Source organism: Aquitalea magnusonii, from assembly GCF_003202035.1.
Classification (GTDB): domain Bacteria; phylum Pseudomonadota; class Gammaproteobacteria; order Burkholderiales; family Chromobacteriaceae; genus Aquitalea; species Aquitalea magnusonii.
In genome coordinates, this window is the sequence record NZ_QJKC01000017.1 from 1 (window position 1) to 17,204 (window position 17,204).

The 17,204-nt window shown below is 51.6% G+C and carries 16 protein-coding genes; 9 read left to right on the forward strand and 7 right to left on the reverse strand.

Annotation, left to right across the window (positions count from 1 at the left end; translation table 11 throughout):
• From DFR38_RS16465 to DFR38_RS16505, 9 genes are all read left to right on the forward strand, one after another.
• Positions 1-189: Gfo/Idh/MocA family oxidoreductase (locus DFR38_RS16465; RefSeq protein WP_244909912.1), on the forward strand; the 189-nt coding region annotated here is incomplete at its 5' end.
• Positions 190-416: 227 nt separating this feature from the next.
• Entirely contained in the window at positions 417-1,691 is a 1,275-nt protein-coding gene (locus tag DFR38_RS16470) for a lipopolysaccharide biosynthesis protein (protein WP_082693527.1), read from the forward strand.
• A 197-nt stretch (positions 1,692-1,888) separates the two neighbouring features.
• Positions 1,889-3,910: an asparagine synthase (glutamine-hydrolyzing) gene (gene asnB, locus DFR38_RS16475; RefSeq protein ID WP_059286594.1), complete on the forward strand. Its 2,022-nt coding sequence runs from the start codon at positions 1,889-1,891 to the stop codon at positions 3,908-3,910.
• Positions 3,911-4,024: 114 nt separating this feature from the next.
• Positions 4,025-5,302, forward strand: a complete 1,278-nt coding sequence (locus DFR38_RS16480; RefSeq protein WP_158527750.1) for a glycosyltransferase family 4 protein — start codon at positions 4,025-4,027, stop codon at positions 5,300-5,302.
• A 1-nt stretch (position 5,303) separates the two neighbouring features.
• A complete protein-coding gene (locus tag DFR38_RS16485) occupies positions 5,304-6,368 on the forward strand; it encodes an O-antigen polymerase (protein WP_110313638.1) in 1,065 nt (354 codons plus the stop codon).
• Positions 6,358-7,302: a glycosyltransferase family 2 protein gene (locus DFR38_RS16490; protein WP_239688731.1), complete on the forward strand. Its 945-nt coding sequence runs from the start codon at positions 6,358-6,360 to the stop codon at positions 7,300-7,302. Before DFR38_RS16485 ends, DFR38_RS16490 begins: the two co-directional genes overlap by 11 nt.
• The gene (locus DFR38_RS16495) at positions 7,295-8,368 is read left to right on the forward strand and encodes a glycosyltransferase family 4 protein (protein ID WP_110313639.1); all 1,074 of its coding nucleotides are present in this window, start codon (positions 7,295-7,297) and stop codon (positions 8,366-8,368) included. Before DFR38_RS16490 ends, DFR38_RS16495 begins: the two co-directional genes overlap by 8 nt.
• Entirely contained in the window at positions 8,356-10,338 is a 1,983-nt protein-coding gene (gene asnB / locus DFR38_RS16500; protein ID WP_059286590.1) for an asparagine synthase (glutamine-hydrolyzing), read from the forward strand. Before DFR38_RS16495 ends, asnB (DFR38_RS16500) begins: the two co-directional genes overlap by 13 nt.
• 253 nt (positions 10,339-10,591) lie before the next feature.
• Positions 10,592-11,719 (forward strand): glycosyltransferase family 4 protein, encoded by a 1,128-nt coding sequence (locus DFR38_RS16505; protein WP_204377506.1) that lies wholly within the window; start codon positions 10,592-10,594, stop codon positions 11,717-11,719.
• A gap of 372 nt (positions 11,720-12,091) precedes the next feature.
• Here the strand turns inward: DFR38_RS16505 and DFR38_RS16510 are convergent, their stop codons facing one another.
• The 7 genes from DFR38_RS16510 to ppsR all read right to left on the reverse strand — a co-directional run bounded on the left by DFR38_RS16510 (position 12,092) and on the right by ppsR (position 17,198).
• Positions 12,092-12,751, reverse strand: coding sequence for a YdcF family protein (locus DFR38_RS16510; RefSeq protein ID WP_059286588.1), 660 nt, complete (start codon positions 12,749-12,751; stop codon positions 12,092-12,094).
• A 6-nt stretch (positions 12,752-12,757) separates the two neighbouring features.
• Positions 12,758-13,228: a CreA family protein gene (locus DFR38_RS16515; protein ID WP_059286587.1), complete on the reverse strand. Its 471-nt coding sequence runs from the start codon at positions 13,226-13,228 to the stop codon at positions 12,758-12,760.
• Between the two features lie 34 nt (positions 13,229-13,262).
• Complete coding sequence (locus DFR38_RS16520) at positions 13,263-13,589, reverse strand: chorismate mutase (RefSeq protein WP_059286586.1); 327 nt, start codon at positions 13,587-13,589, stop codon at positions 13,263-13,265.
• A gap of 10 nt (positions 13,590-13,599) precedes the next feature.
• Positions 13,600-14,289: a CTP synthase C-terminal region-related (seleno)protein gene (locus tag DFR38_RS16525; RefSeq protein WP_110313641.1), complete on the reverse strand. Its 690-nt coding sequence runs from the start codon at positions 14,287-14,289 to the stop codon at positions 13,600-13,602.
• 254 nt (positions 14,290-14,543) lie between these two features.
• The gene (gene trpS / locus DFR38_RS16530) at positions 14,544-15,566 is read right to left on the reverse strand and encodes a tryptophan--tRNA ligase (protein ID WP_059286737.1); all 1,023 of its coding nucleotides are present in this window, start codon (positions 15,564-15,566) and stop codon (positions 14,544-14,546) included.
• 282 nt (positions 15,567-15,848) lie between these two features.
• Positions 15,849-16,112, reverse strand: a complete 264-nt coding sequence (locus tag DFR38_RS16535; protein WP_059286738.1) for a hypothetical protein — start codon at positions 16,110-16,112, stop codon at positions 15,849-15,851.
• A 264-nt stretch (positions 16,113-16,376) separates the two neighbouring features.
• Entirely contained in the window at positions 16,377-17,198 is an 822-nt protein-coding gene (gene ppsR / locus DFR38_RS16540; RefSeq protein ID WP_059286739.1) for a posphoenolpyruvate synthetase regulatory kinase/phosphorylase PpsR, read from the reverse strand.
• Positions 17,199-17,204 lie beyond the last annotated feature (6 nt).

Below are 17,204 nucleotides of genomic sequence, written 5' to 3' on the forward strand. Positions count from 1 at the left end.
AGCTACGCCACCACCAGCGTCTATGGCTTTGGTCACCCGCTGTACTACGACAATGTGATCAACGTCATGCAGGGCAAGGCCGAGCCGGAAACCGATGGCCGCGAAGGACTGAAGTCGCTGGAACTGCTGATTGCCATGTATCTGTCGGCCCGCGATGGCCGCCGTGTCAGCCTGCCACTGGATTACTGATCGTTTGTCAGGGCCGTAATGGTGATGGACTTTGTTGAGCTTTGGGCATAGTCGATGATTTATTACGGTCTTGTAAAATTCACAGCATATGTGGGCTGTTATATACAGTATCTGTATGTATCTTTGAGTGGTCTTTGTGCTGTATTGCACTGATATTCTGATTGATGTAACGGCTCTATCTTTGATGAGTAAGTTGGAGATTGTTGATATTTTCTTGAGTACAATATATGAGTCTTGTTAGTAGGTTGCTAGATAATTTAAAACGGAAAATATCCGACAGCGGGTTTCTCAAAAACTCATTGGTGAGTGGGCTTGGCATAGCTGGTGGGCAGATGGTTTCACTCCTTTCGACTCCGTTATTGACGCGAATTTATAGTCCAGCAGAGTTCGGTGTATTTGCCACATTTACCAGTTTGAGTGGAGTCTTAGCAACGATAACTGCATTTCGGCTCGATGTGGCAATACCGGCTTCAGCTGAGAGTGAGACCAAGTCGTTGACTGTTCTTGGTTTGTTAATGCCTGTTTTCTCATTTCCTATATTTTGTCTACTGATTTATTCTGGTCTATACCGCTATTTGCATTGGCCAGAATTACTATTGGAACATTCTGTTGCCGTCATGGTTGCAGCGGCTGCCTGTTTGCAGGGCTTGTTGTCAGTTATTTTTGCGCAATCGGTAAGGGAGGGTGATTTTAATATCAATGCATTGCTGAGCATTGTTCAGCCATTTTTTTTCTTCTTTTGGGCTTTTTTTTATGTAAGAGCCGGTCTGGAAGTGGCGTTCTGCCTTGGTCTTGCCAGTGTTGTTTTTTTGGGTTTGCTAAGGCTTAAAATGCGGAGTCGCAGAAAAGCTGATTTGGGGCTTTGGGAGGTGCTGCGGAGTTATTGGGAGTATCCCGTTATATCCATGCCTGCTTCGTTGTTTGATTCTCTTGCGCTTGCATTGCCTGTGCTTGTTATATCTTCTTATTACGGCGCGGAAGATACCGGTAATTATTCACAAATAATTCGTTTGTCTAGTGCTCCTATTTCATTGATTGTGGCATCAATTTCACAGGCATTCTATAAGTATAGTGCTGATGTATATAGGGGTAATGGTAAACTGTCGCCAGTTCTGATGAGCACTGTCAGGCGCTTGTGCATACTCGCCATTGCCATTTTCTGTGGGGCAGCGCTGCTGGGAAGCATGGCGTTCAAATTGGTTCTTGGCCATGGCTGGCGTACTGATACTTTGTTCATCCTTTTATCATTGACTCCGGTATTGATCAGGATGTGTGTTTCTCCTGTAACATCAATTCTACTTGTATGTAGAGAAGTAAGAATTAGTGCTATGTGGCAAATCATTTATTTTATAATTAGTGCAGTTGTCTTACTGAATGCGGCATCGTACCTTACACTTGAGTACTTTTTTGCCGTTCTGATTGCTAATGAAATTATCAAGTATGGTTTTTATTTTTTAATTGTCAAAATGGTTGTTGATCGGCACGATAAAGCCTTGGGGTAAGAGGGTGGGGTTGTCATGTAATATAATTTTGGCCCCTGTATCGACAGGCAATCTTTCCGTGGTGGGTAAGTGAATTTACATATGGCTGAAAAATCATGCTCATTAATATGTGGTAATATTTTTTGACTTTTATATAACAGTCTGCATGGTTTGTCTCGGATGGAAATCTGTATGTTAACGGCTATCAGGATATAAATATGTGTGGTATTGCCGGATTAGTTGCAAATAAGCCATTTTCTCATGATATTGTCGGTGCGATGACGAATCTTATTCGGCACCGAGGGCCTGATGATGAAGGTTTTGTACTTTTCGACAATGAAAAGAAATCTCCGATTATTTGCGGAGGAGCCGATACGCCCGATCCGGTTTGGCAGACCGATCTGCCCTATTCGCCTAAAACAACGCTTACAGCACAGTCGCATAGCTCTGTACGCATTGCACTGGGCCATCGGCGCTTGTCCATTGTTGATCTGTCGCCATTGGGGCATCAGCCCATGAGCTATGCAAATGGTCGTTACTGGATTGTTTACAATGGTGAAGTGTACAACCATGTAGAATTGCGCAGTGAGCTCGAGGCTATTGGCCACAGCTTCCGCTCTCACTCTGATACGGAAGTGATACTGGCGGCATATGCTGAGTGGGGTGATGCCTGCCTGCAACGCTTTAATGGCATGTTTGCGCTGGCCATCTATGATACACAGCGCCGGAATCTTTTTCTGGCTCGAGACCGCTTTGGTGTCAAACCGCTATATTACTGGATGTCACCGGCTGGTTTTCTTGCATTTGCTTCCGAAATCAAACAGTTTACCGCCTTGCCAGGTTGGCAGCCCCAGGTAAATGGTCAAAAAGCTTATGATTTTCTGACTGCTGGTTTGTCTGATCATACAGATGAAACAATGTTTTCCGCTGTATATCAATTGCAGCCGGGCCATTTGGTGAATATTGATTGCTCAGAGCAGGCGCAGTTGCCTGGGGCTGGCAAACGTTTAGCCACCAAACAGTGGTACACCCTTGCAGCACAGGTATTTGAAGGCGATTACGCTGCAGCATGCCACGAATTTACCGAACGCTTTCAAGCAGCAGTCAGCTTGCGTTTGCGTGCTGATGTACCTGTCGGTTCGTGCTTGTCCGGTGGTCTGGATTCCTCTTCCATTGTCTGTGTCATGAACCAGTTGTTGAAGGGGCATGGTGGTAACGTACGGCAGAAGACATTTTCCGCCTGTGCAAATGTCGCGAAGTATGATGAACGCAAATGGATAGATATGGTGACCGAGCACACAGGTGTCGAGGCCCATTATGTTTATCCAGAACTGGAAGGCCTGTTTGCCAGTGCTGCCGAAATAACCTGGCATCAGGATGAGCCATTCGGCTCAACCAGCATCTATGCTCAATGGAATGTATTTCGCCTGGCTGCCGACAATGGGGTGAAGGTGATGCTGGATGGACAAGGGGCCGACGAACAGCTGGCTGGTTATCATGATTTCTTTGGACCTCATTTGGCCTCATTGTTTCGTCAGGGGCGCTGGCTGGCATTGCTGCATGAAATGTCGGCAATGAAGCGGGTGCACGGCTATGGTTTTGACCGTGCTGGTAAATACCTGCTCAACTACATCGTGCCAGAAGCCATCAAGGACCCGCTTCGCCGTCGTACCGGCCGCCAGCATAATGCCCCCGACTGGTTGAATCTGGGGCGCCTGGGTGCTTTGCCAGTCAACCCCATGGTCAGTAATGGTGCCCATACTGCGCAAAACATCAAGGATCTCTCGGTCTCCCAGTTAGTTTCAAGCAATTTGCAAATGCTGCTGCACTGGGAAGACCGTGACTCCATGGCGCACTCAATCGAGTCGCGTGTCCCCTTCCTTGATTACCGGCTGGTGGAGTTTGTACTGGGGCTGCCCGATGAGTTCAAGTTGCATGGCGGAGTAACCAAGCGTGTCCTGCGTGATTCAATGCGCTCAGTATTGCCGGATGGTGTGCGTACGCGTATGGACAAACTGGGATTTGTCACACCTGAAGAAGTCTGGCTGAAAGAACGCGCCACAGGGCAGTTCCGGGCCGCACTGGATGAGTCGATTGATATCAGTCATGGCATCTTGAATGCGGATGCGACACGGCGTTTACTGGAAAATACCTTGCAAGGAACTGTTCCTTTTAGTTTCTTGCCATGGCGTCTGATCAATTTCGGGCATTGGCTAAAAGCCTTTCAGTTGCAAGTGTGAATTTGTCTGTGGGCGATGGACTAATTACTGAGTGGTCGATATAAAAGTGTGTCAGCAGCATGTGTGCTGCGTTTGCCCGCCTGTTGTTAACCTGTCATAGAGTCAGGACAATCATTGAAAATTCTTATCATCTCGGCATTTTTTCCGCCGCAAAATTCGATTGCTGCCTTGCGTCCTTATTCCTGGGCAAAATACTGGTCGCGTGCCGGTCATGAGGTCACTGTGCTGACCACGACCAAAAAACCTGCTGCCGCAGACTCGCCCATGCCTAGTGAGGGTTTTCGGGTGATCGAGTTGCCTATCCCTGGCATGGCTTTCCTGCGACGCCTGGTGGGTTCTGCTGCGATGGCAGATGCCGGGGTGCAGGCAAAGCCCGCAGCGGCTACCCGGATGTCGCTCAAGCAAAGGTTGCGTGCTCGTATCGCAAAATGGCAAATGCAATACGGCTTTGCTTATGGCTGCCGCATGCCCGATCCCATGGATTTGTGGGCTCGGGTGGCGTTCAAGGCGGCAAGCGCTGAGCAATGGGATCTGGTGGTCAGCTCTGCGGGACCTTACAGCGTGCATGCGCCAGCCTACCGCTTGCGCAAGAATGGCCATGCAAAAAAGTGGATTGCAGATTGGCGTGACTTATGGACGGATAACCATACCTTTTCCGGATTACCGCTGCTGCGTCCTCTGGAGCGCTGGCTGGAAAGACGCTGGTGCCAGGCTGCCGATGCCTTGACGACGGTTTCGGAACCATTGGCAGAAACCTTGCGTGCCAAGTATGGCGACAAGGTGGAGGTCATCTATAACGGTTTCGACCCGGAAGATTACCAACAACTACCGCCTGAACCGGCATTCCCAGACGACGGAGTATTCCGCATCGTATATACGGGGTCGATTTATGCTGGTAAACAAGATCCTGCGCCATTGTTTCAGGCCGTGTGCAATTTAAGAAAAGCTGGTGTTATATCTTCGGCTCGATTGCAAATCATCTTTTGCGGAAATAATACAAATGTAACTGATATTGCTGAGCGAGAGGGGGTGGCTGATATGGTCAGATGCATGGGGTTGGTCCCTAGAAGGCAGGCTTTGCACATGCAGCGAGATGCCAGTGCTCTTTTATTTCTTGAGTTTGTAGCGCCTGGTGTTCGAGGTGTTGTTACTGGAAAACTGTTTGAGTATATTTTCGCAGGCCCACCAATTATTGCCGTTGGATCTGCAGATGATTCATCATCAGGCTGTATTGTGATTGATAGCGGAGCTGGCTGGGTATTGGGTAGAGATGTACGTTTAATTGAAAGTGCAATTCTTGATGTGCTGGGTGGTAAAAAAACATTTAGATCATATCAGCTATTGAAGTCATTTGAACGACAATTTCAGGCTGGTGAAATGTTGAAAGTTTAAAATGGAAAGATTATTTTTGTCACCTGGTTTAGTTTTATTTTTTGTTGGCATTGTTTCTGTGGTTGTGAATAGGATATTTTTTTATTCTGAATTTCAGTCGGTGCATTATATTTATTTATTTGGTTGTGTCGCATTTTCTTTGTTATATGGATATGTTCGGTGTTTGCATTTTTTCTCTGGATTCAAATTAAGCACATCTATTGAACCTCCTCTGGTTAATAAGAATTTAATAAAATTGTATAAGATTATTTCAATTGTTGGTGCGGTGATTGGAGTGGCCGTTATTGTGAAGTTTGGTGTTTTGGGTGGGGGGGGTATTGTTTATAATTTGCGATATCGTCATACTTATGAAGGATCTGGAAATTATGGCGCATCTTATTGTGCTGTTTTCGCACTTGTTGTTAGTTTGTTATCCATTTTGCAAAAAAAAATAAAGGATTCTTTTTTTTATTTTATTGCATTTCTTATCCCTTCAATTTCTATTGGTGAGAGAACTTCGATACTTTTTGGAGTCTGCGCTATTCTTTATGTTTCGATATCATGCGGCTATGCTAGGTTCAAACATTTGCTTTTTGCAGGACTGTTTTTTATTGCCTTGGCTGTTTTGATGGCATTTTCGGCAGGCAAGGACCAATCTAATGGTATGTTTTTTCTGCTTCCATATTTTTCATATGGAATTAGTGCTTTTGATGCCAATATTCTTGCGAATCCATCAATTAGCTGTTTGGGTATCGTTTTCGGATCCTTCGCTAAAGTATTGCCGCTTCATGAATGCGTATCTCCGATATCGATTGACGATGGTGAGTTTAATGTATTTACCTATCTTGCGGAGCCATATTTGTGGTTTGGAATGTGGGGTGTTTTTTTTGCAATGTCATTCATGGGGCTGTTCTATGGTTTTCTAAAAGGATTGGAAAGCCGGTCTTCCTATTTTGTTATTGTAAACGCCACATTGATTTTCTCTGTTTTTATGATTTTCTACGCGTGGTTATTTAATTTGGTTACGCCGCTTTACGTTGCGCTAACTTGTATTCCGCTTTATTGGGTTAATGAAAATGATGGTTGATATCGTTATAGTAAATTGGAACTCAGGTAGCATGCTTCGCGAGTGTGTTGAGTCAATTTCACGTGTTGCTTTCAATTTTGTTGCAAATGTTGTGGTTGTGGATAATGGGTCTGTCGATGGGTCTGATGCTAATTTAATTTTCCAAAATAACAACCTTTTTGTGCGCTGTATTCGTGCGGAAGAGAATTTGGGTTTTTCTAAAGCATGTAATCTCGGTGCTTCTTATTGTAATTCTGAATTTATTTTATTTTTGAATCCTGATGCGTGTTTGCATCAGGATAGTATTGATAAAGTTATAAGTTTTATGCTTTCGGATGAGGCAAGTCGAGTAGCTGTTTGTGGTGTTAAGTTGTTAGATGACTCTGGCAATGTTGCACGTAGTTGCGCGCGATTTCCATCGCTTTGTACATATGTCGGCCACTGTACAGGATTGAGTAAGTTTTTTCCTGTAATTTTTCCTTCCCATTTTATGATTGAGTTTGACCATTTAAGTAATAAATTCGTTGATGAGGTCATCGGTGCATTTTTCTTTGTTCGACGTTCTGTCTTTGATGAATTGCATGGATTTGATACAAGATATTTTGTTTATTTCGAAGAATTGGATTTCGCACTTCGCGCTAAAATGCTTGGGTGGAATAGCTATTACCTTGCTGATGCATCTGCTTACCATAAAGGTGGGGGGACGTCCGATCAGGTCAAGGCGCATCGCTTGTTTTATTCCTTGCGTAGCCGGATGATTTACGGCTTCAGGCATTTCAGTCGCCCTGCCGCCTGGGGGGTTGTCATGCTGACTATGCTGGTGGAGCCCTGGCCACGCCTGGCCAGGGCCTTATTGCGGCGCTCATGGCAAGAGGCGCGTGATACATGCTGGGGGTATGGCATGCTATGGAAGGATTTGCCCGCAACCTTAGGAAAGGGTTGTATTGATGGCTAAGCGCAAACTCCTGGTTCTTTCCCGCTACGGGGAGAAAGGAGCCAGCAGTCGTTTACGATTTTTCCAGTATATTACTGCACTTCAAGCCGCTGGCTTTGAAGTGACGGTGTCGCCTTTTTTTGATGATGACTATCTGGAAGCACTCTATGTTACCGGGCGACGTTCCGGGGCTGATATTGTGCTTGCTTATTTCAAGCGCATGTTGATGCTACTGAAAGCGCGTGATTACTCTGCGGTCTGGGTTGAAAAAGAGACGCTTCCCTTTTTGCCCGGTATTTTTGAGGCATGGCTTTCTTTCATGAAAGTTCCATATATCATTGATTATGATGATGCTATTTTTCATAATTATGATCAGCACCGCTCGTTGTGGGTACGTACGTTGCTTGGCACCAAGCTGGATGTTTTATTAGGTGCGGCAAGATGCGTTACCGTGGGAAATTCTTATCTGGAACAGTATGCCATACAGCATGGAGCCAAAATTGTTGAATGTTTTCCAACTGTTGTAGATATTAAGCGCTACCCGGTCTTGCCTCCCGTTGCCAGCAGTGAATTGCGAATAGGCTGGATTGGTACACCATCGACTTCGAAATATCTTGAAATCATTCGCCCTGTTTTGGAGTCCTTGTCCAAAAAAATAAATATAAAACTGGTTACTATTGGCGCGCCTGACTTGGGGCATTATCAATGTCCCTTGGAACAGCACCCTTGGTCAGCTGATACAGAGGGTCTGTTATTATCTAGTGTGCATGTTGGAGTCATGCCGTTATTTGATGATATGTGGGAGCGAGGAAAGTGTGGGTACAAATTGATTCAATATATGGCCTGTGGTCGACCGGTCATTGCCTCGCCCATCGGCGTGAATGTTGATATTGTCAATCCAGACGTCGGATTTTTGGCAAAAACAGAAGATGATTGGCATGCTGCTTTTGAAGTCCTGATGGCAGATGCTGCATTGCGAGATCAAATGGGTATTAACGCAAGAAAGCTGGTTGAGACGCAGTATTCGCTACAAGTGATTGCATCGAGGCTAGTCACACTTTTGGAGTCCAAGATATGTGTGGCCTGACAGGATTCGCCAGTACTAGCGGGTTTGAGTCCGGGTGGGCCGAGCGAGTAGCAACAGGCATGGCCAGTGCCATCATGACCCGAGGACCTGATGACGCCGGCGTATGGGTTGATGGGAGTGCAGGTATCGCATTGGCTCACCGTCGCTTGTCGATTGTGGATCTTTCTCCGGCGGGTCATCAGCCGATGGTCTCTGGCAGCCAACGGTTTGTATTGGCTTTCAATGGAGAAATTTATAACCACCTGGAATTACGGGCTGCGCTGGAGCGCTCCTCTGCTGCCATCGCTTGGCGTGGCCATTCTGATACGGAAACCTTGTTGGCTTGTATCGAGGCTTGGGGTCTGCAGCATACGCTTGAGCGCTGCGTGGGCATGTTTGCCCTGGCTCTGTGGGATAGGCAGGCCGCCCAGCTTTCTTTGGCACGCGATCGTTTTGGTGAAAAACCATTGTATTACGGCTGGCAGGGCTCGACCTTTTTGTTTGGTTCCGAGCTGAAAGCACTGAAAGCCTATCCGGGGTTTTGTGCCAGCGTGGATCGTCAGGCGCTGACTGCGATGATGCGCTTTGGTTATGTTCCCGCACCGTACTCCATTTATCAGGGTATTTTCAAACTGCCGGCTGCGTCATGGCTCACCCTGCGGCCTGCGGCTGGTGCGGCAGCCATGGAGACACCCAAAACTTATTGGTCTTTGCAGCAGGCTATCCAGCAAGGGAAGCAGAACCCTTTCCAGGGATCTGCTGCTGATGCAGTCAATGAGCTGGAACAGGTTTTGCGTCAGTCTGTACGGCTGCAGATGATGGCTGATGTTCCTCTGGGTGCCTTTTTGTCAGGCGGTGTTGATTCGTCATTGATTACTGCCTTGATGCAGGCGGAGTCCAGTCGTCCGGTGCAGACCTATACCATCGGCTTTGCTGAAGAAGGCTACAACGAGGCTGCCCATGCCCGGGAGGTCGCCCGTCACCTTGGTACCGCCCATACCGAGCTCTATGTCAGTGCGCAGGATGCGGTGGATCAGGTTGCTTTGTTGCCTGCCGTGTACGATGAGCCTTTTGCCGATTCGTCCCAGATTCCCACCATGCTGGTTAGTCGCATGGCAAGACAGCATGTGACCGTGGCCTTGTCCGGCGATGGTGGCGACGAGATATTTGGCGGCTACAACCGCTATTTGCTGGCGGATAGGCTGTGGGGCAGATTGCGCCATTTGCCACCGACGGTGGCCTCCGCAATGTCGCGTTGTCTGACGGCAATGCCAGAGGAGCGCTGGGATGCATTTTATCAAGTAATGAGCTTTTTATTGCCACAGCGATTTCAAGTTGCCCAGTTTGGCAACAAGTTGCATAAGCTGGCAGAAATCATGCAGTGTGGCAGCCCGGAGGCGCTGTATCAGGGATTGGTTTCCCAATGGCAGCATCCTGAGCAGCTGGTACTGAATGGAAGTGAAACGCCGGGCCTGTTTGCTCGGATGGGGGCCGGTACTTCAACCGATGGTTTTGTACCGTGGATGATGGCGATGGATACCATGACCTATATGGCTGATGATATTCTGGTCAAGGTCGATAGGGCGGCCATGGCTGCGAGTCTCGAGTCGCGGGTGCCTATGCTGGATCATCGTGTAGTGGAGTTTGCCTGGCGTTTGCCGCATTCGATGAAAGTTTCTGATGGACAGGGTAAGTGGATTTTGCGGCAGTTACTTTACAAACATGTGCCGAAAAATCTGATCGAGCGGCCCAAACAGGGTTTTGCCATTCCAGTTGCTGCTTGGTTACGTGGCCACTTGCGGCCTTGGGCGGAGGATTTATTATCCGAACAGCGTTTGCGTCGGGATGGCTATTTCAATGTGGATCTGGTAAGGAAAAAATGGGAAGAGCATGTCAGTGGCAGGAGGAATTGGCAGGCTCAATTGTGGTGTGTTCTGGCTTTTAATAGCTGGTTGCAATCGGATGGTTATCTTCAGTTGGCGATTGCGTGATGACTTGTATTTCAGTTTGATTGTTCTGGATTATTTAGTCAAACATCCATGTGGTATCATGTTTTCGATGCGTAAGTCAGTAAGCTGGCTTTACGATAGTGTGGTTTTGGTATGGCCTTCGGTATGTTGTGTATTGATAGAATTCAATCATGATTTTCAGTTTTGATTTGTTTTTTCAGCTTTTACATTTGTGGACCATATGTCCGGCAGGTGAAATGTAAATCTATGGGCCTTGATTAGTATGAAAATAGTCTTGTTTGCTAATACGGACTGGTATTTATATAATTTCCGCCTCTCCCTGGCTAAAAAGCTGAGGGGCAAGGGGCATGAGGTTATTTTTCTTTCTCCGCATGGAGAGTATGGGGAAAGAATAATACAAGAAGGATTCCGCTGGGATGTTGCACCAATGAGTCGGCGCGGCATGAATCCTGTAAAAGAACTACGCTTCTTGCTATGGCTTAATCGCTGGATGGATAAGGTGTCACCTGATGTCGTGCATAGTTTTACCATTAAAAGTGCAATTTATGGTTCCTTGATTGCCAGGACAACAAAGGTTTCTGCTCGTGTCAATGCGGTAGCGGGCCTCGGTTATATATTTACCAGCCAGCATATCCGAGCACGACTGTTGCGGCCTGTCGTGCGTAATTTGATGCGTGTTGCACTGACGGGGCGAAATTCGCGGCTGATTTTACAAAATCCTGATGATGTGAATGTTTTTAAAAAAGCATCAATTGTCAAACCGGATCATATTCGTCTTATCATGAGTTCCGGGGTTGATTGCGAGCGATTTAAATGTGTGGATCGAAGCCAGCGCCATGGCCAGCCCGTAAGGGTGTTGATGACAGCCAGACTCCTGTGGGACAAGGGGGTTGCTGAATTTGTTGGGGCGGCAAGAATGCTCAAGGCTCAATTGGGCGAGCAGATCGAGTTCGTTCTGGCCGGCTCGCCCGATCCAGGAAACCCGGCTTCGGTGACCGAGGAAGAGGTTAAATCTTGGGTTGCAGAAGGGATAGTCACCTGGCTTGGCCATGTTGATAATTTCCATATGCCTGAGTTGATGTCTTCTGCTGATATATTTGTATTGCCTAGTTATTACGGAGAGGGCTTGCCCCGTACTTTGATTGAGGCCGGCGCTTGTGGACTGCCTCTTGTTACCACCGATATTCCCGGGTGCCGGGAGGCAGTAAATAGACCAGGTGAGAATGGTATTATTGTTTCCATCAGGGATGAAAAGTCATTGGCCGATGCCATTTTGCTGCTGCATCAGGATAGGGACTTGCGTGAACGTCTGGGTAAGGCTGCACTCGAGCATGTCCAGCGTAATTTTGATGAAAAAATTGTTCTTAGCCGCACGATCGAAGTCTATCGAGAATTGATCTAGCTATTGCAGCTACAGATGGGTATTTGAAAAAATATCTCTGGAAACCTGCAATGTCCCCTGTGGCGGTGGTTTGGTTCAATTGTTTATAACCACCGGCCCTCTCTCTAGTTATTGCAGCTGTGGATGCTGCTGTAGGCATATGAATTGGCTGGCTGGCCTGTGTCGCAGCGGCCTGGCCATACTTGGCTAGCCATCGTCGTGCGACCACATGCATCATTTACGGTCGCACGCCACCTTTCCGATGATCGATACACAGGCCAGGTCTTGCCTTCGCTATTGACCCACCCAAACGCATGGGCTCCTTGCCACAATGCTGAGCCTGGGTTCTGCACAGCAATGCTGCCGGTCATTGCTACGGAAGCCAGCTCCAGGCTAGGCGGGCAGATCATCCAGCGCACTGCCACGTAGCAAGTGCCGGTTGTAGCCCAGGGCTATCAGTTGTTGCCATGCTTCCAGCACCACCGGCGGTATCGGCAGCGCTTGCTGAAAGCCCAGGCGCGGATAGCGCAGCAGGCGGTGGATATCGCCGACCATTTCTTCGATCAGCCCGAATACGCCCACCATATTGGATACGCCCCAGGGAAAGGCAAAGTCGGGGGCATCCACGCTGTATGTGATGCCTGGCCATTGCACGGGCTGGGTCTGCATGACGCGGCGGATGGAGTTGGGCTTGGTGACAAAGGTGACGCAGCGGGCGGCCGGGCACAGTTGGCGCGACAAGCTCAGGTTTTCGGCAAAATTGCGCGCCTGCGGCTCCAGCAGTAGTTGCGACGCTGGCACACCCAGCGCGAGGGCGCGTTCGGCAAAGACCTCGGCTTCCGGTCTGTTCCATAGTTCAGCGGTCCAGTTGCCGGTATTGCCGCTGATCAGCATGCGCGGGGCGATACCCTGTTGCAGCAGGCTCACCGCATATTCCACCACCCGGATATCGTAAGAGCCGCACACCACCAGGATGTCGCTGGGCTGGTGGCTGCGGCCGGCACTCAGGAAATCCCACAGCAGGCGGGCATTGTGCAGGGTAGGTGTGGACATGAATGGCTATTTCAGCGGAATGCCCTGGCCGCTGACCGGCACGGCGGTGACGGCATTGTCCGGGCTGCCGTCGATCAGCTTGTCAGAGTAGGTGAGGTAAACCAGGGTATTGCGCTTGGCATCGACAATGCGCACCACGCGCACATGCTTGAACACGAAGGACGCGCTTTCCTTGAATACTTCTTCCTGTTTCGGTAAGGGTCGGGCAAAGCTGATGCTGCCGATCTGGCGGCAGGCGACCGAAAAGCGCGACGGGTCTTTGGCCAGGCCGACAGCACCGCCATAGCCGCCAGTCTGGGCGCGCGATACATAGCAGGCCACGCCGCTGACGGCCGGGTCGTCAAAGGCGTCCACCACCACCTTGTCGTTGGGGCTGAGCAGGCGGAAGGTGGTGGAGACCTTGCCGACTTCTTCGGCATGGGCGGTGGGCAGGCAGCACAGGCTGGTCAGCAGCAGGGTGGCACAGAGGTTTTTCACGGCAATGCCTTGTCGGGGGGAGAAAAGCTGCAGTCTAAGCCGGCGGCGCGGTTTTGCCCATGGTCGCCTGCCGCCGGTCGAATTCGCGCATTTCACTGGCAATGAAGTGGCTGATCATGGTGCGGTAGACCTCGGCAGTCAGTTGCGGATCGGCGCCCAGTTCGCCGGCCAGCTTTTCCACCCGGCGCATGACCTGATCCACCCGTTTGCCGCCTTCCACCTCGTCACTGCTCTGCTTGAAGGCTGCTGCCTGTTGCACATACAGGCCGCGTTCGGCCAGCAGGGCCACCAGTGCGCGGTCGATACGGTCTATCTGGCTGCGTACTTCGGGCAGGTTCTGGCACTGGTAAACAAATTCCATGGTGGTGTCCTCAGTGGTGGCGGGCGGCTTGCAGCAGGGCGCGGGCCAGCGGCGGGCATTGTCCTTGCAGGGCGGCGCGCTCGGATTGAAACAGGGTGGCGATGAAGAAGGGATGGCCGCTCAGCTCGACTGCGCGCACTTCGCCATCTTCATCAAAGGCGGTGGCTTGCAGGGGGCCATTGGTCAGTTCGCTGGCAAAGGCCGGGTTCAGTCCGTAGCGACAGCGATAGCCTTCCATGGCGGATGCCTGTCCATAAATGGCGGCCAGTTGCGAGCCGGCGGCAAAGCGGACTTCGGCCCGGGTTTCCACCAGGGCGCAGCTGAGCGGGGCGATGACGGCGCGCGCGGCAGCGGGGGCGGTTTCGCCATGCTCGGCATCCTGCCAGCCCAGTACATGGCGGGCGTATTCGAGAATGGCGTGCTGGAAACCGCCGCAGCTGCCCAGAAAGGGGATGCCCTGTTCGCGGGCATGGCGAATGGCCGTCAGTGCGCCGTCCATATTGCGATAGGGGCTGGCCGGTACGCACCAGATGGCGGCATGGCCTGCCAGATCTGCCGCACTGTGGATGCGGTCGGTAGCGAGCCACACCGGCTGCACCTCCACATCCAGCTGGCCGGCGGCCAGCTCCAGCGCCAGCGGGATGGCCTGATGGGCAGCCACGCCGGGATCAAAGTCGCCTACCAGTGCGATGCGGGTCATGGTCAGTCCTTTTGCGGGTTTGATTGATATCGACCAGATGTTTGTTAAGTAGTGATTTGTAAAAAAATTACAGATTGCGATCAATATAACTGCGTGCATCACAAGCCGGATCGACCGGGATGCACGCAGCAGCGCTGGCGGCTGAGAGTGGCTAACAAGGGCGTAGCCTTTCCGGGGCAAGCTGCGCCGACGCCGGCAGTAGCCGAGGTAGGGCAGGAGGGCGCATGGCTGCCGCAGGGTTTTGCTGGTGGCGCTTAGTAGTAGTTCAGCCCCATGGCGGCCTTCACCTCACTCAGGGTGACGGCGGCCACCTGTCGGGCGCGGGCGGTGCCTTGTTTGAGCATGGCCAGAATGGCTGCCGGGTCGCGGGCGTATTCCTCGCGGCGTTGGCGGATGGGGGCCAGCAGTTCTTGCAGGCATTCTTCCAGATGCTGCTTGATGACGCTGTCTCCCAGTCCGCCTTGCTGGTAATGCTCTTTCAGGCGCTTGACCAGTTCGATATTGGGGTGGAAGGCATCCAGATAGCTGAACACCACATTGCCTTCCACCTGGCCGGGGTCGGACACGCGCAGGTGATTGGGGTCGGTGTACATCATCTTCACCGCCTGGCGGATTTCATCGGCAGTGGCGGACAGGGTGAGGGTGTTGCCCAGCGACTTGGACATCTTGGCCTTGCCGTCGATGCCGGGCAGGCGCGCGCCCACGGCCGGCACCATGGCCTTGGCTTCCACCAGTACCGGGGTGTCCACGCTGCTGTTGAAGCGGCGCACGATTTCGTTGGTCTGCTCGATCATCGGGATCTGGTCTTCGCCCACCGGCACGATGGTGGCCTTGAAGGCGGTGATGTCAGCGGCCTGGGCGGCGGGGTAGGTGAGGAAGCCGGCCGGAATGTCGCGCTCGTAGCCGCGTTGTTTTATTTCATCCTTGATGGTGGGGTTGCGTTCCAGCCGCGATACCGTCACCAGATTGAGGTAGTAAGACGCCAGCTCGGTCAGCTCCGGCACCAGGCTCTGGATGAAGATGGTGCTCTTGGCCGGGTCGATGCCCACCGCCAGATAATCCAGCGCCACCTGCAGCACGTTGTCGCGCACTTTCAGGTAATTGCCCATATTGTCGGTCAGCGCCTGGGCATCGGCCAGCAGCAGGAATTGCTGGCAGCGGTCCTGCAGCAGTACGCGGTTGCGCAGCGAGCCCACGTAATGGCCAAGGTGCAGCGAGCCGGTGGTGCGGTCGCCGGTGAGAATGATGTCCTGGGAAGTGATGTCGCTCGGTTTCATGTCGGGTTCCTGTTGGTAATCAAGCAAGGGAAACCATCGACAAGGAGGAACGTAGACAAAACAAAACCCGGATCCGCCTTGTCGGCAGCCTCCGGGTTGTATGCGTGCGCAGTCGCCGGTGCCACCTCAGAAGAGGCGCCACCACCAGTTGAAGGATGCGAATGCGTTGCGTGAGTTCATGTTTTCTATCACAACACGGCCGGCTTGCCGCCGTCAAGCAGCGGCTGTTGCAAAAATACCCAAAGAAAATGACAGGAACAGTGCGGGATTATTCTGAACAGCTCAGACGCTGACATCGATCACACTGCCCAGCGCCGGGGCGGCTTGCTGGTGGTCCTGGGCCGCTCTGCCGGGGAAGGCGTGGTCCGGCTGTTGCTGCCCGGCGGCAGATTGCTGCTGATCGTGGCGGGCTTCCGCCATTTCCTTGCGCAGTTCGCCGGAGAGCACGGGGGTGTCCGGTTTGCCGCTGACGCCGGCCAGCTGCGTTCCCTGGCGCCAACTGCCTGGTGCATAGCTGTGCCAGCTGGTGATGGGGAGGATGAACATGGGCCGCTCCGCTGTGGTGGTCTTGTTTGGAGCCGCCGTGGCCGGTGACAGTTCCTGCGCTGTGTTTTAAAAGTCCATTTAAAACAATGGGATATTGTGCTTGTGGCCCGGCTGTGGTGGCGATGGGCGCAAAAAAAGGAAGGCATGACAGCCTTCCTTTTTTGCTTGCCAGCCGCTGGCGCGGCTTAGCGCGGCTCACAAAATAGCGTAGCGGCCCTGGAGCAAGGAGGCGCCACGCAGCAGCAGGGTTTTTGTCAGCGGTGCTTAGAAACGACGTGACAAGGTGGCCTTGTGCATGATGGTGGTGGCGATTTCTTCGATGGACTTGTGGGTGGTGCTGATGAAGGGCACGCCGTGGAAGCGGAACATCGATTCGGCCTCGTTCACTTCGAAGTGACAGTTGTCCAGGCTGGCGTATTTGGAATCCGGTCGGCGTTCCTGGCGGATATGGTGCAGGCGCGCCGGGTCGATGGTCAGGCCGAACATCTTGTTGCGGTAGGGCAGCAGCATCTTGGGCAGGGTGGGGCTGTCCAGGTCTTCCGGGGTGAGCGGGTAGTTGGCGGCCTTGATGCCGTATTGCAGTGCCAGATACAGGCAGGTTGGCGTTTTGCCGGAGCGCGACACGCCCACCAGGATGACATCGGCCTCGGCCAGGTCTTTCAGCTTTACGCCGTCGTCGTGATTGAGCGAGAAGTTCACCGCTTCGATGCGGTGGTCGTATTTCTCCTCGCTGCCCACACCATGCGCCTTGCCCAGGGTCAGCGAAGCCTTTTGCCCCAGCTCGGCTTCCAGCTCGCCGATGAAGGTATCGAAGAAATCCACCACCAAGGCATTGTCGATATGCAGTACCTGGCGTACTTCCGGGTTGACGATGCTGGTGAACACCAGTGGCTTGAGGTGATCGGCTTCGGCCACGGCACGGATGTGGTGGACCACTACCTGGGCCTTTTCCACCGTGTCGATGAAGGGGATGGCCTCGCGCTTGAATTCCAGGGTGTCGAACTGGGTCAGCAGGGTATTGCCCAGCGATTCGGCGGTGATGCCGGTGCGGTCGGAGATGAAAAAGGCGGAGCGGCGGTGTGGCATGGATGC